This window comes from Sneathiella sp. D3-11, from assembly GCF_055809395.1.
Genome location: NZ_CM147911.1, coordinates 1,225,284 through 1,247,908 on the forward strand (window position 1 = coordinate 1,225,284; position 22,625 = coordinate 1,247,908).

The 22,625-nt window shown below is 48.9% G+C and carries 21 protein-coding genes; 8 read left to right on the forward strand and 13 right to left on the reverse strand.

Features of this window, described 5'->3' with window-relative positions; genetic code table 11:
- Positions 1-439 precede the first annotated feature (439 nt).
- From AC0L73_RS06410 to dctP, 4 genes are all read right to left on the reverse strand, one after another.
- Positions 440-904 (reverse strand): acyl-CoA thioesterase, encoded by a 465-nt coding sequence (locus AC0L73_RS06410; RefSeq protein ID WP_227949167.1) that lies wholly within the window; start codon positions 902-904, stop codon positions 440-442.
- A gap of 386 nt (positions 905-1,290) precedes the next feature.
- Positions 1,291-2,052 carry an SDR family NAD(P)-dependent oxidoreductase gene (locus tag AC0L73_RS06415; RefSeq protein ID WP_227949165.1) on the reverse strand — a complete coding sequence of 254 codons (762 nt, stop codon included), beginning with the start codon at positions 2,050-2,052 and terminating at the stop codon, positions 1,291-1,293.
- A gap of 111 nt (positions 2,053-2,163) precedes the next feature.
- Complete coding sequence (locus AC0L73_RS06420; RefSeq protein WP_227949162.1) at positions 2,164-2,922, reverse strand: SDR family NAD(P)-dependent oxidoreductase; 759 nt, start codon at positions 2,920-2,922, stop codon at positions 2,164-2,166.
- 409 nt (positions 2,923-3,331) lie between these two features.
- Positions 3,332-4,339: a TRAP transporter substrate-binding protein DctP gene (gene dctP, locus AC0L73_RS06425; protein WP_227949160.1), complete on the reverse strand. Its 1,008-nt coding sequence runs from the start codon at positions 4,337-4,339 to the stop codon at positions 3,332-3,334.
- A 497-nt stretch (positions 4,340-4,836) separates the two neighbouring features.
- Between dctP and AC0L73_RS06430 the strand changes: the two genes are divergently transcribed.
- From AC0L73_RS06430 to AC0L73_RS06440, 3 genes are all read left to right on the forward strand, one after another.
- Positions 4,837-5,388, forward strand: coding sequence for a TRAP transporter small permease (locus AC0L73_RS06430; protein ID WP_227949158.1), 552 nt, complete (start codon positions 4,837-4,839; stop codon positions 5,386-5,388).
- A gap of 14 nt (positions 5,389-5,402) precedes the next feature.
- Entirely contained in the window at positions 5,403-6,659 is a 1,257-nt protein-coding gene (locus AC0L73_RS06435) for a TRAP transporter large permease (RefSeq protein WP_473655154.1), read from the forward strand.
- 725 nt (positions 6,660-7,384) lie between these two features.
- On the forward strand, positions 7,385-8,311 hold the full coding sequence (locus AC0L73_RS06440) for a LysR family transcriptional regulator (RefSeq protein WP_227949153.1): 927 nt from the start codon (positions 7,385-7,387) through the stop codon (positions 8,309-8,311).
- A gap of 432 nt (positions 8,312-8,743) precedes the next feature.
- Here the strand turns inward: AC0L73_RS06440 and AC0L73_RS06445 are convergent, their stop codons facing one another.
- The 9 genes from AC0L73_RS06445 to AC0L73_RS06485 form a co-directional block, all read right to left on the reverse strand.
- Positions 8,744-9,568: an acetoacetate decarboxylase family protein gene (locus AC0L73_RS06445; protein WP_473655155.1), complete on the reverse strand. Its 825-nt coding sequence runs from the start codon at positions 9,566-9,568 to the stop codon at positions 8,744-8,746.
- A 140-nt stretch (positions 9,569-9,708) separates the two neighbouring features.
- Positions 9,709-10,476, reverse strand: coding sequence for an SDR family NAD(P)-dependent oxidoreductase (locus AC0L73_RS06450; protein WP_473655156.1), 768 nt, complete (start codon positions 10,474-10,476; stop codon positions 9,709-9,711).
- Positions 10,477-10,516: 40 nt separating this feature from the next.
- Positions 10,517-11,320 carry a carboxymuconolactone decarboxylase family protein gene (locus AC0L73_RS06455; protein ID WP_227949149.1) on the reverse strand — a complete coding sequence of 268 codons (804 nt, stop codon included), beginning with the start codon at positions 11,318-11,320 and terminating at the stop codon, positions 10,517-10,519.
- A gap of 485 nt (positions 11,321-11,805) precedes the next feature.
- Positions 11,806-13,170 carry an MmgE/PrpD family protein gene (locus tag AC0L73_RS06460; RefSeq protein ID WP_227949147.1) on the reverse strand — a complete coding sequence of 455 codons (1,365 nt, stop codon included), beginning with the start codon at positions 13,168-13,170 and terminating at the stop codon, positions 11,806-11,808.
- A 165-nt stretch (positions 13,171-13,335) separates the two neighbouring features.
- Positions 13,336-14,367, reverse strand: coding sequence for an amidohydrolase family protein (locus AC0L73_RS06465; RefSeq protein ID WP_227949145.1), 1,032 nt, complete (start codon positions 14,365-14,367; stop codon positions 13,336-13,338).
- A 4-nt stretch (positions 14,368-14,371) separates the two neighbouring features.
- Entirely contained in the window at positions 14,372-14,653 is a 282-nt protein-coding gene (locus tag AC0L73_RS06470) for a hypothetical protein (protein WP_473655157.1), read from the reverse strand.
- Positions 14,654-14,702: 49 nt separating this feature from the next.
- Positions 14,703-14,948 (reverse strand): hypothetical protein, encoded by a 246-nt coding sequence (locus AC0L73_RS06475; protein ID WP_473655158.1) that lies wholly within the window; start codon positions 14,946-14,948, stop codon positions 14,703-14,705.
- 36 nt (positions 14,949-14,984) lie between these two features.
- The gene (locus AC0L73_RS06480; RefSeq protein ID WP_227949141.1) at positions 14,985-15,815 is read right to left on the reverse strand and encodes an SDR family NAD(P)-dependent oxidoreductase; all 831 of its coding nucleotides are present in this window, start codon (positions 15,813-15,815) and stop codon (positions 14,985-14,987) included.
- A gap of 3 nt (positions 15,816-15,818) precedes the next feature.
- The gene (locus AC0L73_RS06485) at positions 15,819-17,642 is read right to left on the reverse strand and encodes a flavin-containing monooxygenase (protein WP_227949138.1); all 1,824 of its coding nucleotides are present in this window, start codon (positions 17,640-17,642) and stop codon (positions 15,819-15,821) included.
- 1,170 nt (positions 17,643-18,812) lie between these two features.
- Here AC0L73_RS06485 and AC0L73_RS06490 point away from each other — a divergent pair.
- The 5 genes from AC0L73_RS06490 to AC0L73_RS06510 all read left to right on the forward strand — a co-directional run bounded on the left by AC0L73_RS06490 (position 18,813) and on the right by AC0L73_RS06510 (position 22,591).
- Entirely contained in the window at positions 18,813-18,953 is a 141-nt protein-coding gene (locus AC0L73_RS06490) for a hypothetical protein (protein ID WP_227949136.1), read from the forward strand.
- Positions 18,954-19,110: 157 nt separating this feature from the next.
- Positions 19,111-20,271 (forward strand): ABC transporter permease, encoded by a 1,161-nt coding sequence (locus AC0L73_RS06495; RefSeq protein WP_227949134.1) that lies wholly within the window; start codon positions 19,111-19,113, stop codon positions 20,269-20,271.
- A gap of 2 nt (positions 20,272-20,273) precedes the next feature.
- The gene (locus AC0L73_RS06500) at positions 20,274-21,050 is read left to right on the forward strand and encodes an ABC transporter ATP-binding protein (protein ID WP_227949132.1); all 777 of its coding nucleotides are present in this window, start codon (positions 20,274-20,276) and stop codon (positions 21,048-21,050) included.
- Between the two features lie 24 nt (positions 21,051-21,074).
- Positions 21,075-21,974 carry an MlaD family protein gene (locus AC0L73_RS06505; protein WP_227949130.1) on the forward strand — a complete coding sequence of 300 codons (900 nt, stop codon included), beginning with the start codon at positions 21,075-21,077 and terminating at the stop codon, positions 21,972-21,974.
- On the forward strand, positions 21,971-22,591 hold the full coding sequence (locus AC0L73_RS06510; protein WP_227949127.1) for an ABC-type transport auxiliary lipoprotein family protein: 621 nt from the start codon (positions 21,971-21,973) through the stop codon (positions 22,589-22,591). Before AC0L73_RS06505 ends, AC0L73_RS06510 begins: the two co-directional genes overlap by 4 nt.
- Positions 22,592-22,625 lie beyond the last annotated feature (34 nt).

The window sequence follows — 22,625 nt, forward strand, 5'->3', positions numbered from 1 at the left end:
AAACCCATTAGGTTACTTTAAAATCTCACCTGAGATATAGCTACTCACACCAAGGATCCAGTTCAATATTCTGGTTCGGCATGCCGACGGGCTATTAGTCTGTCGATGGTTCGAACCCGACCCTGGGCACCATTTCCTTCAAAAGCAACAATATCGACGTGTTATTTCAAAGTAGCGGTGTTTAGCCTTGTCATACAAAGAGCTGGCTTATGCGTTAGAAACAGACGACCTACTTGAATGGTCTACTAACCTCAAACGGACAAAGCCAGTACTCCGCCTGCAAATTGAGGGAATGCCGATCATCAACCCCTGAAGAGTGGCTGGCTTGCGAACGTCACAAGAACAATGCCAAGCCAACTCATCGACGTAAATTGATGCCATCACAAAGGGAGGATCAGGCCGACGCGCTACTTAGACTACGAATTTCAAACTCGGACAGTTAATGTTTTCGACTATATCCAATTTTGCTGTATTCTTGCATCGGATCTGCTTCCAAACTCGTCCGAACAGCATCGGGAATACCAACAGATTTACGTTCTGCCGTCGAGAAGAACACATTTACGCTTTCAGATGTAGCAACGCATTCGTCGCCGGCAAAACATCCATATCCTGTTGTTATCGATTTAGTACCGAGCTTGATAACTCTTGCACCAACATCAACTGTATTGGGATAGTGAGTTTCTTTAAGGTAATCAATCACAAGGCGCGCCAGAATAAAATCAATTCCCACTCTCTCGTCGGCATTTAATAATCCACCTAAAAACATGGTTCGTGCAGCCTCAAAATAAGCCGCGTAGGCGACATTATTTACATGCTGCAAAGGGTCTTGGTCAGAGAAACGAATAGTTACGGGGGTCCAGTGTCTAAAGCTATCTTTATTCGTTAAATCAACAACATCGTTCATTATATAACCTATTGAAATTAAAATGGTCTACTAGCGGGTCATTTTGGCAGAATTCTTGAGAAAAACAGAAATTCACCACCAACATTATAATTGGCATCCCCTATTTTAAACAGGCTCAAAATACTAATCATTTTTAATAACGGAGGCTATGAGATCTGGCTTGATTGACGCCCAATTACGACACAAACTTCATATATCGCTGTTGTCTGGATAATTCCCCAGCGCTTGCGAAACCAGCTAAATGCCGAACCAAATAAAGCTTCGTCATATTGGTATTTATTGTTGATTGGAATAAGCAGCATTAGAATTACGGGCACGGAGAAAATTGATTTTAGCCTGAAGCCGAAAGAGCTATCTAGATCACCAGAAAATACTACTGCCTTTCTTTATCCCCGGGAATAGGCTGCACGGGTTCCGCCATCGACTGGCAATACCGTGCCGTTGACATATTTTGCACTGCTGCCCAAGAAAAATTCGATCGCGTCCACGATATCGTCAGTATCCGCTATTCGCCCCAGAGGCGAGGTGCCGGAGAGCTGAAAACCAGACGACCCTGCATTTTCTGCTGCTTGCTGCGCCATTGGCGTGTCGGTAGTTCCGGGCGCGACCGCATTTACCGTGATACCATCCTTTGCGAGTTCGACAGCGAGCACGCCGGTCAAGGTATGTAGGGCCGCTTTAGTCGCTGAATACATACCGCTTCCTACCTTTGGCCTGATGCCACTTACCGATCCGACGATGACAATCCGGGCTGGGTCGGCCATGTTGGAATTATACTTTAGCAGCGGATAGGCACCACGAATAGTAAGCCAAGGGCCTTTAAGATTGACGTCAATTAGCTTATCGGTCGCTTCCTCTGGAAAGTCCATTAGAGACCCCACAAGAGTAACGCCTGCCGAGCAGATCAGGGCATCGATTGATTGGTTTTCTCGACTGACAGCCTCAAAGACTTCCTTAATCTCGGAAGCCGAGCTGACATCACAAGCTCGGTGGTAATACCGTCCGGTGCAGTCTGGCGTTTCAAATGCTGCCAGTTTCTCATGGGACAGGTCTAATGCCCAGACAGTCCAGCCTGCGTTAAGAAGGCGTTCGACACTTCGGCGACCAATCCCAGAGGCTGCCCCGGTTACGACGGCTGTTTTCTTCATCTTTTATTTCCCTTTCAATACACAAGACCTCGGAGAAAGTACTCCACTGAAAAATCCGTCGACAGTTCAAGTCAATAAACCTTTTCTATCTTCGATGTATAATGGATATTTTTATAATAGAAGGCGGCCGCCATCGACCGCCAGGGTCTGCCCTGTGACAAAGCTCGCCTCATCTGAGGCCAAATATACCGCCGCTTGCGCTATATCATCAACATGCCCGATACGGCCGAGTGGGATTTCTGATTCCATCTTCGTGCGTTTTTCCACGGTTTCTCCATCAACCATGTACCAAACCATAGGCGTATCAGTTCTGACAGGAGCAATTGAGTTCACGCGGATACGCTGTGGTGCGAGCTCAAGTGCTAGTGCAGCACCGTAGGCATTAACCGCCGCTTTACTCGCCCCGTACCACGCCATGCCTGCGCGTGGTCGAATACCTCCAACAGATCCTATATTGACGATCGCACATCTTTCATACTTAGCCAAAATCGGCACACCATGAAGGGTCGTGAAGTATAAGCTCTTAACATTCACATTAAACATTCGATCGAATGTTTCTTCACTAACTTCTGTACATGCAGTTAGCTTCTGATTGACACCTGCACAATTAACAATGATTTCCAGCCCAGAGAAGGCCAACTCTGCTCCTGCGAAAGCAGCCTCGACATCATCAGAATTGGAAACGTCTGCATAAAATGGGACCGCCTCGCCCCCGTCTACACAAATCTTATTCGCTACCGCCTCGGCCTTTTCCAGATTAATGTCCACAACGGCAACTTTCGCGCCTTGTTTCGCATAGTGACAGGCAATTGCCGCGCCAATTCCCGAACCTGCTCCGGTAACTATTGCCCGTTTGTTTAGTAGACGCATAAAACCAACCCCCTCTTTTACTGTATCAGTTACTTTACCAAAAATGGCGCATTACCGCCCAGTGAAACAGCCACTGCCCTAATGACGGTGATCTAAGTTCTGCAAATTTTCCGCCTCCCCAGGGAACAGATCGCAATCAAACGATTTCTGCGTGCCGACACTTATCAGCATTAATGGCAAAATACTCTTTTACAACAGAGTAATGAGGCGTAATTTTTGACTATACCCATGAGCGGGTAAAAAATTTTTTGAGCGTATAACCGGCTGGTCCAAGAATATAGGATTAATATAGCTAGGAAAAATAGGTGGAGAACACCATACCTAGTTCGCGTTATGGCCGTTCGACCTAGTAGGAAGTACGGGCCGGACAAGGTGACCGGCCCGCGCAATAATTGGACTTACTGAATGTTTACTTTCCCAAAGCGGCTTTGTATTCGCTCAGCGCTTCTGCTGCCGGCAGTCCGCGATCATTCAGTCGTTTGAGAAAATCAGCCTCAACCGAGACCATCTGCTCCGCAAACATGGCGAGTTGTTCAGGGGTCAGTTCAAAGACTACCTGTCCTTGCGCAGCCAAATCCTTTGCAATCTTTTTCTCGTTTGAGTCGATAAGAGCAGCCATCGACAATTCAATCGAGCGCCCGCATTCCTTAATGACCTTTTGCTGATCCGCGGGAAGACCGTTGAAATATTTCAAGTCCATCCCCCACATTGATGCCGAGGTGCCAAAGCTTGCATTCGTAGAATAATAGGAAAGCACTTCCTGAAGGGAATAGCCTACTAGGCTAGTAAAGGAAAGGATCGTCGCGTCCACTGTACCGCGCTGGAGCGCAACATAAATTTCGGTCGCGGGCATCTGTACGGCAACTCCCCCGATTGAGTTAACCAAAACAGACAGCGACGAACCGGTAGCGCGGATCTTCAACCCATCCCATTTCGAGGGATCGTCGAGCTGCTCATTTGCCATAATTTGATACGGCGCGAGTGGCGAAAGCAATAGCGGCATTACGTTTTGGCGAGTAAATTCTTCTGCCATTACACCGTTTTTATCAAGAGCCTTGCGCCAACCGACCACTGCTTCTACAGCAGAACCCGTCAGACCAGGAAGCGTCAAAAGGCCCTGTAAAGGGATATACGCAACTTCGTCTGGTACACTTGATACTGCGATCTGAGCAAGACCTTGGTTAATACCTGTCACCATGCTGTCGCGCTTCACAAGCTCGCCTGAGGGGAAATAATTGAAGGTCACTTCACCATTCGTCCCTTTTGTAACGCACTCCATCAAAGCCTCAGAGCCCTGAATCGATTGAAAGTGCTTCGGGGGCAAGCCTGATGCTAGCACAATGGTCTCTGCTGTAGCCGCCGAAGCAAAGAGGCACGATCCTAAGACCATAGTATTTACAAGTAATTTTATTGACATGTTTTATTCTCCCTAAGATTTGTAAATCTAGCGAACCCAGAACCTGCCTAGGTTTATGTAACAAAGACACGATCGAAGTTTTTTTTAAGTTTTTAGACCGTTCGAATGCTAACTGCAGAATAATTCCTGACAATACCCGTAAGCGTGTAGGAGTTTTGCGTTGAGCGCATGATCGGCCTTTCTTAGCGTCTGAATTCAAAAGTGGCGGCGCAAAACAGTGGTCTCTTCTGAGGACTGAAAAGGGATACATCATGCCTCTAAGTCAATGGTAATTATAAGAAATTTTTTTAGTGTTTTTCTTTTCCTCTCTCCAAGGCTTACTAAACTTGTGAACCCTGAACCCGAATTGCGACAAGCAGCCAAGCCACCAGCGAGGTTTCTTAAGTTATAGACAATTCTGATGCTATAGGATTAGTTACATTTCAACAAAAAAAGATTTCGACTTAAGTGCAGTCAAATTACTGCACGCAATGCGAAGCTGAGGGGGGTAACAAAGTTTGGAACGAGAAACACCACGCAGAAAAGCGACATTCAAACTGCTGGACCGGATATTGCGTCCACTTGAGAATGGCGCTGCGATCATTGGTGCAGCGATGATGTTGGCGGCAATGATCATCACAACGTTCGACGCGCTGCTGAGATACACGATCAACAGACCGCTCAGTTTCAATTATTTCCTGACTGAACAATATTTGCTGGTTGGCCTTGTCTGCTTGCCTCTGGCATGGGGCTTCCGCACAGGCGGCTTTATCCGGATCACGTTTCTCCTACATGTCATTCCGCAAAATGTGGGTAACCTACTGCTACGCGTCGGGCTGTTAGTCAGTAGTATGTTCTGCGCCGACCTTGCCTGGATGTCCGGTCAGAACTGGTACGAAATCTACTCCAAGGGGCTCGTAGAGATGGATGTTATCGACTGGCCAGTGCACTTGTCATGGATCTGGGTGCCAATCGGTTGCGGCCTACTGAGCCTTCGTCTGCTGTTAAGCGTATTCGCCGCATCGGAAGACCTTATCGTCGAGCATACAGCAGAGGAGTATCCCGAATGACTTTTGCTATTGGCGTGGCTTTGCTACTAATAATGATGGTGCTCGCCGTTCCTATTGGTTTTGCATTGGGAATAGCCGGCTTCGTAAGCCTCAACATGATAGTTCCTATGGGTGTGCTTCAGGCGATCATGGGAAAAGTCATGCATGAGACGCTTGCCAATTCGGTACTGCTTACGATTCCCATGTTTATTCTGATGGCAGAGTTTCTCTCCTGCGGCGGCGTCGCGACCGACTTGCTAATGGCATGCAACCGGATGCTCCGCCGAGTACGCGGCGGTCTGGCCATGGCCTGCATCGTGGCTGGTGCCATCCATGCCGCCGCCACCGGTAGCAGCACCGCTTCAGCAGCAAGCCTTGCCCGCGCGTCATTTCCTGCGATGATGAAAGCTGGGTATGCGCCGTCGTTTGCGGTGGGTACGATTTCCATTGCTGGAACGCTGGCAATCATGATCCCACCTTCGGTGTCCTTTGTAATCTACGGCATCATAACCGAGACCTCTATCGGGAAACTATTCATCGCCGGCATCATACCCGGGTTGCTGACAGCATTGGGTTATATCGTGACAATTTCTATCACGCTCAAGCTAAAGCCAAAGCTTGGCCCTGATGCGAGCGACGAAAAGCGCGTCGCAACAGAGCAGCATGGCGGCACAGTCTGGCCAATGATTTTACTCATCTTCATCGTATTGGGCGGGTTGTACAGTGGCGTGGCAACGCCGACCGAGATCTCCGCAATCGGCGCTGCCGGAGCTTTAGTTCTTTCAATCATGTCTCGCCGTATGGGCCGCAAAGACTTTGCAGCGGCAGTAAGCGGCACATTACGGATCACCTCAATGATCATGCTGATCATTGTTAGCTCCCATGTCGTGGGATATTTCATCTCTATTACACACATTACGAATACACTATTGGGCTGGATTGCCGAAAGCGGCATGACACCAACCGTAGTCATGCTGATCGTCGTTCTTATCTATTTGATCCTTGGCATGTTCATGGATCAGGCGGCTGTTCTAATCCTGACCGCGCCGATTTCGACACCGTTGATGGTCGGTCTCGGCTTTGACCCAATCTGGTGGGGCGTGATCATGATCAAGACGACAGAGATCGGCCTCGTCTCACCACCGTTAGGTCTCGTGGTCTTTGTCACCTCATCGGTCACCCGTACTAATCTCTATTCGAGTTTTAAGGGGATAATTCCCTTCCTGCTTGCTGAGTTCGTTACCCTCGGATTGCTCATTGCCTTCCCGATCCTAACACTCTGGTTAACCTGATGTAGATATTGCCAAAACCAAAGTGTCGCCTGACGGTGCGTGCGAAATTGGTTCTTCTGGCCGGCGTTTCTAGGCAAAGCTCACGATGCGCCAAATTCTCGCATCACATCGCCTAGCTGAGATGTCGGCCATTTCGGTTGGAAAATACTGCTCGATTAAACGTTGCAGCTGATGGCTAGATCGGGCGGTTCAACTGAGATAATTACTCTTATCCAAGCTTCATTAGGCTTGCCAATTACGCATTTTCTATGCTCGGCATCGTGATGCAGACCTTTAGTGGCGCGTTCATCGATTGACCACTACGTCAGCGCTTTCGAGATTAATAACGCATGCCATCACCTCGGTCAAAACAATGAGCAACAAACCCTAATTCAAAAATGCGAGCGCCCACCAGCAACCAAGAGTAATCACGAGGTGACCCCGTTCAACCGCTATGGGAAACATATCCTTTCATTCACCCAATTCATACGATAGTTTAAAAGCTTGATTTAAGATTACCGGTCAATCCAATTAACCTCATGAATATTCTGAATTAAAAGAATTTGCCAAAGATGAATTCTGATGGAACGCATGTTGGCAATACGTTACCTTTAGGTCCGCTCAGAGACGATGGGTTGTTCAATTTTTTAAAACTCATCCATACTGTGAGCTGAACAGAAAGATCAGTAAATGCGACATTTTAAACCCTTGAAAGTCCAGAAGTTCAGACAACAAGGAAGACAACATTGGATGAATTAACCAGTATTCGTACGTTTCTTAGGGTTGTGGAGTCTGGCAGCTTCTCATCTGTTGCCAGACAGCAGAACACGACTGCGAGCTCGATTGCAAGACACATAGACGCCCTGGAGAAAAATCTCGGGGTGCGGTTGCTAAATCGAACGACACGCGCTCAAAGCATGACTGAAGTTGGACAAATGTACCATAATCGTATGGTCGAAATAGTGCGCAAACTAGACAATATAAATAGTTACGCATCAGCATATCAAAGTGAAATTAAAGGGGTTTTGAAAGTCCAGCTTCGCACTTCGATAGCTACAGAAGTGATTATTCCACAGATTTCCAAATTCTTAGATGGCAACCCCGACCTGAGGATCGATATTGAACTAAATGACGAACAGATCGACCTTGTTAAGAACCAAATAGATGTAGCTGTTTGGTTAGGTAAACTGGAAGACTCAAATATTATTGCGCGCCAACTGAGCTCTAGCAATCGAGTCGTATGTAGCAGCCCTGACTATTTTCGGGAACACGGAGAGCCAGTACACCCTACTGACCTCAAATCGCACAACTGTCTGGTCTACTCGGCGACCAATTATGAAAGTACATGGCGATTTATTAAAGGTTCTGAGGTTATCAAAGTCGACGTTTCCGGTAATCTGAAGACCGATCACAGCACCGCACTGATGAAAGCTGCGCTACACGGCGTTGGGATCGCAGTGGTGCCAGAGTGGGTGGTTAAACGAGCGATCGAGCAAGGAGATCTGCGTGTTGTATTGCAGGATTTCGAGGTTAAACCTACCGAGCAAGATACTGCTCTGTATGCTGTCTTTCCCCACGGACAGCTGGTACCCCCGAAGACTCGAGCTTTTGTTGATTTCCTAGTATCCTTATTCAGCCATAACAAGCTTAAAGTAATAGATCGTAGTTCCTAATTGACGAACCACTGTGAAAACAGACAAAAAGCTAAAACAGCAAAGTTTCGGCACGTTATTGGTTTTCTATCCCCTATGATGCAGCTATGTTTGCCTATCTAAGCGTTTCGAGATGTAGGGGCGTTTAGCTCAACCAGCGACACAAGCTCAGGACCATGGGCCCTGTCCTCTTGTTTATACAGGAACAGCCAGCATCTTGCCTGTATACCCGCGGCCGTTTAATCAAGGTTATCAATATACCCATTTCCTCTGATCGAAAGGCTGCGATATGGCAGGTGATGTTTCAAATACGTCACTGACCGTTTACCTTACGCTGGCAAGGCATACAAAGCCATCGTTGTCGCCGCGACCCAAAAACTTGCGACGATTGTAAACCCGCTTTGTACATCAAGACGAATGTGAGCATCACCTGCCCGCTGATGAAGACAGTTGCTAGTCAACGATCTTTTGTTCAGAGAGATCTGTAGTCCCGGCAGTTTCTGTAATCGTTGATGAAACAACGCCAAAATTCTTTAAGTCAGCAAGTTTGTTAACGATGTGATGTAATGTCGGAAGCTGTTCCCAGCTCGCTTTACTAAATGATGCGGCTCCATCACACCGCCATTTCTTCTTTACCTGTACGTGGCCGGTTGTGACGGGAGTAATTGCGGCATATGCAATCTCTTCTGTTCCCCATTCGCCGGTGCGAGGCATGTACTTGTAATGCAAAACACCATCCGCTTTCGGAGCGCTGAGCGTAGAGGTGTCCATCTCTTCAATTGGCTTGACGTTCATGTGGAAAAACTCGTGCCCCTCCCAAGACGCAACGTAATGTTCTTGTCCCTCAAATCTTCGTACGGGTGGTAGTTCGCAATAAAGCTTGCTAAAGCCCAGTTCTTCTCTTCCCGAGAGGATTGCGTCTGGAGAGTTTTCCCAAAGGACGGCCAAAAAGGGGCCGCGTACTTTCTTAGTCTTTCCTTGAAACACCGTTGGGATCTTGACTGACAAGATATTATACCCCCTCCCTGCTAGCCAGGCAAGATTGGTTAGGTATTGGTATTCGAGTGTTACCAATGACTCTCCGTCTAGAACGAACCCAGGCGGTAACAATGATTCTAACTGCTTCGCATCTGAACGAAAAGTTACCTCGATTGTGCGCCTCCTTGACTCCGAAAGATTGGCAAAGGGCTTCCCATCCGGTCCTTGTCTTGGTCCGGGCGTTGGTCCAAAGGAAACGGGCATTCGGTACATAGGCTTTTTTAGTACGTTATCTGGCATTTTTTAATACTCCTGTTTAAATATGGCATTCGTGCTCTCGATTAGCAGAAAGGCCATCTGGTAAGGTTCTAAGGAACGGATGTTCTAAGAGTGATTGGCACCTCGTTAGATCAAAATGTCTCCGGCCCGCAACTTTCGACTTATGATTGCGATTTCGGAATCCCGCCATACATTCCCCAAGGGTTTGACACAAAAAACCCTGCATCGACCACAAGATCAATCCCGGTAATTGCCGACGCACGATCAGACGCCAGAAACTCGATGCTTTCGGCAATTTCCTCTGGCTCAATCCGTCGCCCAAGTGCCATGAAATCGTCTGGATTGGTCGCATAGCGTCCCGGCGGGCGCGCTTTGACTCGGTCCACCAGCACCATGCCAGGAGAGATCGTATTAACCCTCACCCCTGACCGACCCCATTGCGCTGCAAAAGATTTCGATAGGTTAACAAGCGCAGCCTTGCTCGGGCCATAAGCGAATAAAGGCGACGAAACATGAGCTGTGATCGACGCGATGTTGACGATGCTGCCTTTACCTTGCTGCGCCATGGCACTCCCAAATACGCGGCAAGTGTTAAAAGTACCCTGAATGTTGACTTGTAATATCCTCTGGAAGAGTTCTTGCGGAAAGTCGTCGAGCGTTTTCTGTTCCTGCAAAATGGCTGCACAATTGACAAGTACAGAAGCAGGCCCTTGTGCACGCGTGATTGCCTCTGCTGTAGCCTCTATAGCCTGGAGATCACCGATATCACAGACATATCCCTTGCCTCCGACTTCCTCTGCTACGACCTTCGTGCGATCCTCCACAATGTCGACAATAGCGACATCCCACCCGCGCTTTGCCATCAATCGGCCGGCCGCGGCTCCGATGCCATTTGCACCCCCAAAAACAACTGCTAGTCCGTTTCCCATTTCGCCCCTCTCTTTGTCCAAAATATCAAATAGAAGACACTCAGTCGTCGCCCTTACCGAGCAACTCAGTGCCTCCAATTAAATAACCCTCGAGCCCCATTAGAGCGACGAGATGCATGACTTCGATGATCTCGTCGCGATGTGCTCCTGCTTTGAGTGCGTTTCGAATATGAAGCCTTAATCCAGCTTCGTAGTTGTGGGAGGCTGAAGAATCTATGGCGATAAAGATTAGTTCCCGTTCACGCGGCGTTAAGCTTCCCGATTGCCATGGCGCAACCGAAAGCGTCGACTGAGCCATAAAGTAATCCGGCATTAAACGGGCAAGGGTTTCCCTATCCGAATGCCAGAATCCTCGCTTCTCTACAAAATCCTTTTTAATCGCCGCCATATCTTCCCGCATATCGGGAAGAACGTCATCGGACGCAGAATATGCTTGAAGTTCGTCGACCAATATAGATCCCGAAAAATAGAGCGCATGATTGGCCTGCCCAACGATAGAGATCAACACATCGATCACATCTTCTTCGCTTGCACCAGCTGAACAGGCGCGACGAATATGGCGCTTAATGGCTGTTTCGTTGACTGACGATGCGGAGGCATGAACGCCGAGCAGCACAAGCTCCTTCAACCGGTGCGAAAGTAACGGAGCGTCCATTGCGCTTTGCCAAAAATCTTCAGCGGCTCCATGATTGGAGGGAGCTTTTTCCCTTAGTTTTTTGACTATATTGGGATCTCCAATAGCATTATTGAGATCTAACGTCTCACCTTTAGGCATCGCGTTCTCGCTTTTCTCTGGTTTGGGTACGAATGAAATTGGTTGATTGTTTTTAGAAACACGACCCAATACGCACTCCTTCAGATTAGCACGGACGGCTCGCTACTGCAGGCATGTCAAATGGCAAGAACTTTTGCGTGCGGCGCATAAGTACATTTTCGGTCATCAATTACTATGTAGTTTCACGGCGGCCTGCGTGTTGATTTCCAACTAGAAGTGCCCCGAGATTTAATCGAGCTTTGGTCCATTTTTGAGTGACGGCGTCTTTTCAGGGGACACAATAAGTATTGAAGCCTTCTGCATCAGCGCGCGCTTAGCTACCCCTCTTATGAAGAGCAGTGGTGATGACCCTTTACTATATGGTTTGGAGTAAGCAGCCCTGGCTTGAAGCCGCGAAGTCAGGGGAGTTCAAATTCAAGCAAATGTCATCGCGTCTAATGGCAACGGCATGATACGCAGGGCCAAATATGAACTTTATTCGTCAGTTAGCGAGTACTAGTTGATTTCTCAACATCGGCATTGCTTCAAAGCTCGGTATTGAAAGGGATTACGTTTTAGGAAACCCCGGCGTTTACAAGGACACCCACATCCTCCAGTTTTTCCATCGACAGCACTGCATCGACTAAGCGCATGGCTTGGCTTTCACCCAAATGTTCAGTGCAACCGAGGAATTTCTCTATAATCTCATCTTCTGAAAATGGCTGGTCGCGGTCACCGCGAACTTTTGGGAGCTCATGTGCCAAAACACGACCATCCGACATAGTGATTTTCACAGAACCCGGCATGTCTTTCACCGAATAATCTGGATTCACCTTATACGAAACTTTAGACATGAGATCGCGTATGGGTTCATGTGTCCACTCGTTGGCATCAAACTCCGCAGCGCCAGCCTTGCCTTTGTAAAGCATAATGCAAACGGCATAGGGCAGGCTGAAACGCGCGTCATAGCCAGTGATAGGTGCGGTCTTAAGATCCCATGGCTTACAGATCATATTCACCGAGCCCTCCGTCACCTGGCAATCAATTGAAACAATATTGTCCACGCTGAAGTCTTCGGAGCGCCGTAAAGCCGCGGCACACTCTATAAATGATTGCAGATAGTGACAGCAGGGGTAAAGCTTTGCTCGCGTATCTAAGAGTTCCCAGTGTTGGCCAATACCATCAAGGATACTCGCCAGATCGTACTGCTCGCCCCTGAGAATTGAATTATAAAGACCGAGGTGTCCCTCGATAACGCTGGTCGGACCCGTAAACCCTATTTTAGCAAAATCGCTCGCCATTATGCCACATACGCCAGCCCAGCCGGCGTGTAGGCGCTTGGCAGAACTCCGTGCCGGAACGCATTCAAGGAGACCGGAGGCAAAACTGCCGCATATGCCGAACGCTTCTTCATAAGCCTCAAGACTGGCGTTCCTAGTGTGCGACGACAGGATGGCTGAGCCGAACGTACAGGCGACGGAAGTTGTGTGGAAGCCTCTGAGATGAAATCTGTTTAGCGCTGGCATTGCAAGACGGATCGATACTTCAACAGCGATCACTAATGCCAGCAGTGCACGTTGGCCGTCAATCTGATCACGCTCTGCGCACGCGAGCATGGCAGGTACAAGCGCACTGGATGGATGAACTACGGACTCCGTGTGCGTGTCGTCATAGTCTTGTCCATGGCCGAGAATACCGTTGACAAGCGCAGCGTGGTGCGGCGCAACCTTAAGCGACGATCCAATCAGTGAAGCTCCGCCTTGTATTTCCCACTCCTTGGCAAGTTTGATCGTATCCCGACCGAATTCGAACTGGCTCGATGAAAGGCAAACCCCGATCGTATCAAGTACCATTAGTTTGGTTTTCTGAAGCACATCCGGGGGCACTTGGGAAAATGACGTTTCATGTGAAAAACGCGCCAATTCTGAGCTAATGGTCAACTTGTTTCCTTCCATCTTAACATATTACTCGTAGTCGGAGCGAGTACACAATTTCAGAATAATACGGTCCGCCACCTAGCCTACAACACAATTCGACATCAGTAACTTTATGTAATTCCTGCCGGTTTACGGCCGGCAATTTTTCGCGGAGCATTAATTGCCTGTTTAGGTTGCGACCTGCAATCCGTATAGACACGACGCACTACGCCAGAAAAGATCGTTTTTTTCGTCCGCGCTGGCATCAGCTGTGAGCCATTTCATGGAATTCCAGACCTTATCATAGCTAATCCAAGCTCGATCTGCAGGAAAGTTACTTTCGAACATGCAACGCGAAGTCCCAAATGCTTCAATACAGGTTTCAACCCATGGCTTCCATCCGCGCGCCAACTCTCGTGCACTAGCATTTCCATCTTGTTGACGGCTGAACCCAGTGAGCTCCAGCCCGAAACCACCAATCTTCATAGAAACATTATCGCATCCAGAGAGTTCAACGATGGCTTTCTTCCATTGGGCGAATACCTCAGGGTGACGATTAGTGTATTTGCCAATGCCGAGAATGCCCCCGCAGTGGTTGACTATTATAGAGGTATCCGGAAAGGCACGCGCCAGTTTCACCAAATCATCAAGTTGATGGAAGAAGAGCCAAGCATCAAAACTTAAGCCCGCACGCGCCAGTTCGGTAAATCCTGCCCGAAATTCTGCACTATCCATCATATCGCGTGAAGTAGGATAAGCCGGATTAAGTAGCGATTTGTCGGCGTCCCACGCAACGATATGTCGGATACCTCGAAAGCGCCCTTTACCTGATTGGATATGGGCTTCGAGAACCTCCGCGACCCTCTTACCGAGCTGCAAATCAGCGTAGCCGACTATGGCATCGCAAACAGATGTCTTTATCTCTGTGTCGCGTGCACATTGATCGGCGATGGCTACGGCAAACTCTGTTTCACCCACTGATCGCAAATGCTCAGGACCCGTCTCGCGGTACATGCTTCTCGCCTGCACGAATACCGTAGCTATTATATTGTGGCCAGTCTTCAGATCCGTATGGAATTCTGGTAACAGGTAGCGCAAGTCTTTACGGTCATACAAATGATGATGAGCGTCAACGATGGGCTGCGACGGATCGAGAAGCTGGTCATTTTCCAAATGTTCAATATCCCCTAGCATTTTTTTGTGAAGTTGCTTCTTTTCCATGCCCTCATGGTGCCTCCTGATCAGAAACTGTGTCATTCAATTCAGATGCAACATTCTCAGGCAAGCCCAGCTCGAATACGTTTAGCGTCAGGGAGACGAGACAGTAATAGCCTAGGATGGCAGTAAGCTCTACAAGACAGCGTTCACCGAACATTGCCATTCCTTCGTCATAAAGTGGCTGGGCGAGCTTGCCCTTTTTTAAGATTGTAGCAGAGAGTTTGTGAATCATCTCTTGCTTCTCATCGCCAAAGTTGGGCTGGCGGCCTGCAGCAATGTCTGCAATCACGCCGCTTGGCACCCCTGCTTGGAGCGCAAGTTTTTTGTGAGCAGTCCATTCATGATGAGACGTCCAGTGCACTGGCGCAGGTCAGTATCGCAATTTCAGTGAGTGCCGCGTCGAGCCCAGTGTCGAACCGCAGCAATTCGCCTAGCTTCTGGCCCCGTCGAGCGAGCTCTGCATTCCGAAGCCAGGCGGTCATCGGTGTGGGAACCTTGCCGCGTGGACCCGATTGCACTTCTCGGCAAGCGTTAAGCTGTTCGGCACTTAACTCATCTTGAGCCAATGGCTGAATTCTTGCCATATTATATTTCTCCTATGTAAACGGAACCATTGACGCTCATTGGCTCGGCCTTGCGGCGGTCATACCACCATCGACTACGATCTCCGTTGCGGTAATGTAGCGCGCCTCATCGCTAGCCAAGAAAAGTACGGCGTTGGCGACATCCCATGCATCCCCCATCCGACCCATGGGAACGCTGGCATTGCGCGCTGCAATCAGGAATTTAGCATCTCCGGCACCGAGTTGAGCGACAAGTCGGTTTTCAACGAGCGGCGTATGCATGACGCCTGGAACGACGGTATTCACCCGTATCCCCTGCTTCACATAAGCTATTGCGGTCGAACGGCCGAATGCGACCACCCCTGCCTTGGATGCTGCATAAGCCGCACTTACCCGCCCCCCAACCTGATAAGTCATTGAGCCAATGCTGGACAAATTAACAATTGCTCCGCCCTTGCCTTCATTCTCAAACTGGGAAACCATTGTAGGTAGCGCATGCTTGCAGGCGAGAAAACAGGAGGTGAGATTGAGATCGATCTGACGATGCCAAACTTCTTCACTCATTGAAACAGGATTGCCCGGCGCACTGCCGCCAACATTATTGACGAGAATATCTAGGCGACCAAACCGTGCCAAGCACGACTCAAATGCAGCCTTAACTTGCTTATTGTCAGTCATGTCACAAGTAAAGGATGCCCATGAATCTTCTAGGCCTTCTGCCCTCATGCGCTCCGCGGTCTCCTCCAAAGCCTTTTTGTCTAAATCAACTCCAAAGACTTGCGCCCCCTGACGAGCCATGAGCACTGCTGTCGCCTTGCCATTTCCCCAGCCCTCGCCTACAGAGCCAGCTCCGGTTATGAAAGCTATTTTCCCATCTAATCGTAACATTGCTCAAGCTGCTCCCTGTGTTGACTGATGGCGTGTGCTCTGCGACCTCGACGATTTCTCGTTGCTGTCATTTACAAGGCCCAGTTGATCAGCCTTAATCCGCAGGGCAATATAATGTGAGTATATGCGCGCATGTGAGAAACCGCCTCCAATAAACCACAACCCCTGCTGTGCAGTTGCCCGGTACATATTCGCCAATTCTCCGTCATCGGCAATGCCCCAAATGCGACCAATTTTGTCAGCGACCCCGTCACCCAATAGTTCGCGAACGACTTCCTGCTGGTTCTGGTAACCCGTCGCGGAAACAATTAGATCCGCCTCTATCAGACTGCCGTCCTTCATACGTATACCCTGTGGTACAAAGCAATCCACGTCCTCAAATTGAAGTAAACCGATCTTTTCTTCAATAATCAGATTACTGCATCCGCAATCGAGATAGTAGCCACCGTGTCGACGGCGGAATTTCATCTGGTGACCCGTTTCGTCTTCACCGTAATCTATGCGAAAGCCGCGAGCCTTTAGCCCTGCGATCATGTCTGCATCTATTTCCTTCATTTTCTCAGCTGAGAGCTGATGGCCGCGAATGAGTAGCGGATAAGTACTAGACGTGCCGACCAGATCGGCGTCTTCCAGCGGCAGATTCTCATTGTAATAAACGGAGTGTACTAAACCGGCGGCCTTGATGCTGGCGACCGTAGTTGATCCGCGTTGGACCAGCTTCACATCGGCACCGTGGCTTTGCAGATCCTGCGCCACGTCGTGACCGCTAGTTCCTGTGCCAATGACAACCGCTTTTTTGCCCGCCCAAGCTGAACCGTCGTCGAATTCATGGGTATGTATTAGAGTCCCAGAAAAATCCTGAAGGCCTTTAAACTCAGGGATTATAGGCCTGCCGGCAATGCCGTTCGCAAACACGATGTGCTGCGGTCGCAAAAGCCTTTCTTTTCCATCTTCAGTACGTACTCGCGCGCTCCATTCGGAGCTCTTCTCGTTGTATTCTGCACCTAGAAACGTGGTGCCGGTCCATACATTACACTCCATGGCCCAGGAGTATGTTTCCAGCCAATTTGCGATCATGTCCTTTGGCAGGAATTCAGGCCAATTCGGCGGAAACGGAAGATATGCCATATGGTTAAGGCCGATCTTGTTGTGCAGTGCGAGCGAGCGATAGCGATTACGCCACACATCTCCGACTCGCGGATTGCGATCTACTACTAACGCACTTACTCCAAGAAGCCGCAGGCGCGCGGCAACGCTCAGACCCGCCTGTCCCCCACCGATAATCAACACTTCAGGTTCGCGCCCTTCGAAAGTAATTTCTTGCTTGCGGTTGTCACTCCAATTGCTCCCCCCAAACATCCGCGAATAGGACGATCCATCAGGACGCCTCGCGCCAATGGGCTCCTCGTGCCCTTTGATTTCCTCAAGCGAAGTCGTAAAAACCCAAGCTTGTTCGGGATTTTCGGCTAACAGTCGGAGGAGGCCATGCCCTCGCCCCGCTCTTGTTTGGAAAGAAAAAATGGCTTCAATTGAATCTATGCCTAATCTTTTGACGCGGCGCGGAGGTGTCCGGTCTTCATCGAGGCAAAAGTTACTGGCCTGCACTTCGGGTTGAAGGGCGATTAAGTTATCTATGATTGCCGATTGGCTGTCATGCGGTGTGATGCTCCAGGTGAAAGCCAAAAGGTCCTTCCAATGGCTGTTTTCAGAAAATAGAGTTCTAAGATTCTCCCCGTCCGATGCCAAAAGACTTCGCTCAAAATTGGCCAACCAAGCCTTTACACAATTGGAATTTCTACTCATTTCATCGCTACTATCTGTGTTCATCCTTGAAACTCCTCTCGCCGTACTTAGCGGCATGACTTGGCAATAAGTTTGCCGTATTTCGTGGTGGCAAACTTATACTCGCACACGCACAACTATAGATTTTTTTACTTAATTTTTAGCAGTGGCTTTGATTGTTCGGAAACGGCTTCATGACAAGTTCGTTTGAAGAACCCTGGCCAGAACAACTGATTTCAGGTGGCTCGCGTTCAAAATTATGTCGGTTCCATGCTAAATCTCGCCTCGAAGAATGATCATCAGAAATCACTGGTTTTGGCTTTAAGGATGAGATCTCAGGAGGGTGGAGGCCCTGAATACGCTGTCTGGACTTAGCAGCAAGCCGACAAAGTTGCGGCATTCCCCGGCCTTGGAACCCATAATATCCGACTTGCCGAAACATTCGGCGAACTACCGAAACAGGAATCTTTATTCCTCTTCGAGACTTTTTTCGAAGATCGTTACAATGTGAACGGTATCGATGAAAGCGCGCTGCGCCCGAATGTGAACTATCGGCACTTTGTAAAAATGTTGAGTGGCAATAATCAATGGTTCGATCAAAAGTTGAATTAACCAACCCTTCCCAAGGGTCATTCCTTGGCACAATATTTGGGCGATCTTTTACAGAATAGAACTGTTGGATGATTTCAAAAAATCCAAAGTGCCTTTTATTCATGTCAATTAGAAATGCTATGGCCATCGTACCCGGTATCCAAACTGCTAGTCTTTCCAAAAACAGTAAACCGGAGTTGGAGGCTCGAGAATGACTACTTTGCGGGCAGGACACTTTCGCTGAACGCAAAGATCAACAGCAGAATAGATGTCATTTCCCGAAGGACAGCATTCGAGTTGAAGGCAAGAAGCAAGATAACTTCTGGCTGAAATTTGCCGCTTTCGATCCGACAAAAGTAGGCAGGGTAGTTAATTCAGAAATTAGATAAACATACAGATTTATATACAGACAGAGCGCTGAAACTACCGCCAAGAGATCACAGGCGAACCATTGAGATTAAGTAACAAGAACTACTTACTAAATTCCTTCGAGCCAAATTTTTCTATGCTCGCTAAAATCGTCCCGTTTCATTTCGGGCATAAGATCCGAAAAAAAATCAGCGACCGCATCACGGACCTAAGAATGTCCACTTTCTACTTAAAGAGATGGCTCTGGTAGGCGAAGTGGGCACTAAGGATGTCTGGAAGTGGTTCACTGCCGGCCGGTCGGACCTGAAAGCCAATACTGCGGCCAGTGTTAGTTATGCCGCTCTGTTCATTATCATCGGACTGATGATGTCTTTCGGCTTCTACTTCATGGGCTAGCCTTATCTGATTCTACCTGGTCTGACCGGCTGTGAATTGGAGGCCATTGCCGGAAATACTGGATAAAATCCGCCTAAATCGTTAGTTTGTACCTCGCCCGTTATTAAACGGACTTTAAAATCTAGACCCAAAAGCGTTGTCAGAGGGGAAAGTGGTGATGGCAGAGGAAAGCACCAGTACCACGACGGCTCATCAAACACAGCGTAATCCCGCTTGGGTAAAGTTCAATAATGGTGGGATGATAGAACTTGGGGGCTGTTGGACTATCAGCGAGGCCGAACGGCTGGACAAGGAGCTTATGGTTATCCATGACGGCGCCAGCACCAAGTTCATTTTCAATCTTTCAGGGTTAGAGAGGTTAGACACGGCTGGAGCCTGGCTAATCCATCGCACGCGTAAAAGTCTAGAATCTGGTGGTGCAGAGGTAATACTCGAGGGTATGAAGCCTGAATACGGTATTCTTTTGGACGAAGTTGCGGCCAATGATCAATCTCCTCCTCCCCTTCCGCATGCGAACCAACTGTTAGAATGGGTCGCGCACACCGGCGAAATGACTCTGGATGCCTTGGCCCGGGCTCGCGATTTCCTCGGTTTTTTTGGTCTCGTTATACTGACCCTATCACGCAGCGTGTCGCACCCGGCTCGCCTTCGCATCGTTCCGATGATCCATCACATGGAAAAGGTTGGGCTAAATGCGCTTCCTATCGTCGGCTTGATTTCCTTCCTCATCGGCGTTGTTATCGCTTATCAGGGCGCCAGCCAGATGAAGCAATTCGGGGCCGAAGTGTTCGTGGTCAATCTGATTGCTGTCTCAATCCTGCGCGAGATAGGCATCTTGCTTGCTGCCATTGTCATTGCAGGACGGTCGGCCAGCGCCTTCACCGCGCAAATCGGCGCAATGAAGGTGAACGAAGAAATCGACGCCATGCGCACTCTTGGCCTGGATCCCATCGAAGTACTCGTGCTCCCAAGATTGTTGGCATTGGTGTTGGCCATGCCACTATTAGCGTTTTTCGCCGACATGATTGGATTGCTTGGCGGCGGACTGATGACTTGGATCGTTCTTGACATAAGGCCAGATCAATTCATCGAAAGACTTAGTGACGCAGTTTCTTTGTGGAGTTTTTGGATCGGTATTATCAAGGCGCCTTTCTTCGCTGTGATAATTGCTTTGGTTGGTTGTTATGAAGGCTTCCAGGTTGGCGGAAGCGCAGAGAGCGTTGGTCATATGACCTCCCGTTCCGTTGTTGAATCCATTTTTCTTGTTATCGTGGCCGATGCCATTTTCTCCATTTTCTTCCAATTGGCCGGGGTGTAAGGATGACGGGCGATGCAGTTATCAAGGTTGAGGATTTACATACGGGGTTCGGGGACCATTTAGTCCATGACGGCCTAAATTTGGAAGTCCGCAAGGGAGAAGTTCTTGGTGTCGTCGGCGGGTCCGGTACGGGAAAGTCGGTCTTGCTTCACTGCATCATCGGTCTGAAAAAGCCATGGTCGGGATGTATTGAGGTCCTTGGTCAGCGCGTATTGGACCTAGAGCCGCCAGAACGTTCCGCCCTCGAAGCGCGATGGGGCGTATTATTTCAGGACGGCGCATTATTTTCATCATTGACTGTGGCGCAGAATATCCAGGTTCCTTTAAAAGAGCATCTGAATCTGAACCAGCGATTGATGGATGAAATCGCAATGATCAAGATTGGATTGGTTGGCCTGCCGCCGGAGGCCGGCAGACTCTATCCTGCGGAATTATCAGGGGGTATGCGCAAGCGCGCTGGCCTGGCACGTGCCTTGGCGCTTGATCCGGAAATATTGTTTCTGGATGAACCAACCTCGGGTCTTGATCCGATTGGAGCCGCACGCTTCGATGCCTTGATTGGGAGGTTACGCAAGACCCTTGATTTCACTGTCTTCATGGTGACTCACGACCTTGACAGCTTGAATGCTATCTGCGACCGTATTGCTGTTCTTGCGGATAAACGGGTGGTCGTGATCGGCGATATGCAACAGATGTTGAACGAACGCCACCCTTGGGTTTTGGAATATTTCCATGGACCACGGGCGCGGTCCGCCGGGTTATTAAAACCAGGGCGATAACGCATCGACATAAACGGGGGAACGATGGAACTCAAGGCAAAACATATTCTTGTTGGAAGCTTTGTCCTGATCAGCATGCTCTCTTTGTTCGCATTTGTCGCTTGGCTTGCAAAGGTGGAGTTTGATCAGGAAACGACATTCTACGAAATATACTTTGAAAACTCAGTTAGCGGCCTATCGCCAGCCGCGGACGTAAGATATCGCGGTATCAACGTCGGCTCGGTAAAACATATTAGTATTGATCCTGAAAATCCCGAACGTATAAGGGTGCTGGTCGAAATAGACGCCGCAGTACCCATCCGAAAGGGTGACCACGCGCGGCTGGAGTTACAGGGAATAACCGGCGTTTCCTATATTAACATCGATGGCGCACAAATAGGTGCCGAAATTTTGACTGCGGACAGAGACAGGCAGTACCCTGTTATCCCCTCCGAACCGTCGCAACTTGAAAAACTGGCTCTTGGAGCACCCGATCTGATTGCCAGCAGCAAGGAGTTGGCTGACCGGGCGTCCAATCTCCTGAATTCAGAGAACCAGCGACTTGCGACGGAGATACTCGTGGATGTAGCCCGGATCATGGAAAGTATTTCCTCACGCACAGATAAGATCGAAAATATTATTAGTTCATTGGATCGCACTAGTGCTGATGTTGGTGAATCTGCCCGTCTAATTCGGCAGATTGCAAGCGAAACGAAACCACTAGTTCAAGATTTGGAAGCTAGTCTTTCTGTCGCTCACGATACTCTGACTGACGTCGATAATCTGATCGAGAATGATGGTAAGGCGGCTGTTGTAGAATTTAGGAATTTTCTTGCTGAATCCCGGAAACTGGTCGCGATAATGACTCGCATTACAGACCGTATTGAAAACGATCCATCCGGGTTTCTGTTCGGCGAGCGGGACGCAGAGTTCAAGGCAAAATGATGAAACCAAAATACTCCATATCAATTATCGTTGCGACGTTACTAATTGTTTTAGCCGGGTGCGGAACCATTTCGATTTCCGGAGAGAAAGGCGTGGTGAATCTTTACAACTTAACCCCTAAAAGCACGTTTTCCAATAATCTGCCGCATGTCAACTGGAAACTCGTAATCGAAGAACCGATTGCTACGGGCGGGCTCAACAGTAAACGTATTGCGTTGCACCCTAAACCAACGGAGTTGAAATACTTTGCCGATGCAAGCTGGACAGAGCGAACCCCGCTAATGATCCAAACGCTATTGATTGAAAGCTTTACAAATAGTGGTCACATCGCCACGGTCGGACGAGACGCAATTAGTTTACAGCCCAATTACATACTAAAAGGCGAACTCCGGGAGTTTCAGGCTGAATATTTTCACGGCACTGCGGAACCATTGGTTCGGGTCCGTTTGAACGCGATACTGTTCGACCCCTCCCGACAGGAAATCGTCGCATCAGACAGCTTCGAAGCGGCTGTTTTAAGCACGGCCACGAACATGGACGCGATCATTCTCGCCTTCGATATAGCTATGGGAAAAGTCCTGCGTAGGACCGTGGAATGGACATTAGCCACACCTTAGAAGAAGCGCCGATGGTACTGGAAACTGAGGCCCG

Coding starts and splice junctions, on each gene's coding strand:
- AC0L73_RS06480 (WP_227949141.1), bottom strand. CDS start 15,815: ATGTTACGATTAGATGGGAAAATAGCTTTCATAACCGGAGCTGGCTCT.
- AC0L73_RS06475 (WP_473655158.1), bottom strand. CDS start 14,948: ATGGCAAGAATTCAGCCATTGGCTCAAGATGAGTTAAGTGCCGAACAG.
- AC0L73_RS06485 (WP_227949138.1), bottom strand. CDS start 17,642: ATGAACACAGATAGTAGCGATGAAATGAGTAGAAATTCCAATTGTGTA.
- AC0L73_RS06505 (WP_227949130.1), top strand. CDS start 21,075: ATGGAACTCAAGGCAAAACATATTCTTGTTGGAAGCTTTGTCCTGATC.
- AC0L73_RS06415 (WP_227949165.1), bottom strand. CDS start 2,052: ATGAAGAAAACAGCCGTCGTAACCGGGGCAGCCTCTGGGATTGGTCGC.
- AC0L73_RS06420 (WP_227949162.1), bottom strand. CDS start 2,922: ATGCGTCTACTAAACAAACGGGCAATAGTTACCGGAGCAGGTTCGGGA.
- AC0L73_RS06465 (WP_227949145.1), bottom strand. CDS start 14,367: ATGGAAAAGAAGCAACTTCACAAAAAAATGCTAGGGGATATTGAACAT.
- AC0L73_RS06445 (WP_473655155.1), bottom strand. CDS start 9,568: ATGCCAGATAACGTACTAAAAAAGCCTATGTACCGAATGCCCGTTTCC.
- AC0L73_RS06500 (WP_227949132.1), top strand. CDS start 20,274: ATGACGGGCGATGCAGTTATCAAGGTTGAGGATTTACATACGGGGTTC.
- AC0L73_RS06450 (WP_473655156.1), bottom strand. CDS start 10,476: ATGGGAAACGGACTAGCAGTTGTTTTTGGGGGTGCAAATGGCATCGGA.
- AC0L73_RS06495 (WP_227949134.1), top strand. CDS start 19,111: ATGGCAGAGGAAAGCACCAGTACCACGACGGCTCATCAAACACAGCGT.
- dctP (WP_227949160.1), bottom strand. CDS start 4,339: ATGTCAATAAAATTACTTGTAAATACTATGGTCTTAGGATCGTGCCTC.
- AC0L73_RS06410 (WP_227949167.1), bottom strand. CDS start 904: ATGAACGATGTTGTTGATTTAACGAATAAAGATAGCTTTAGACACTGG.
- AC0L73_RS06510 (WP_227949127.1), top strand. CDS start 21,971: ATGATGAAACCAAAATACTCCATATCAATTATCGTTGCGACGTTACTA.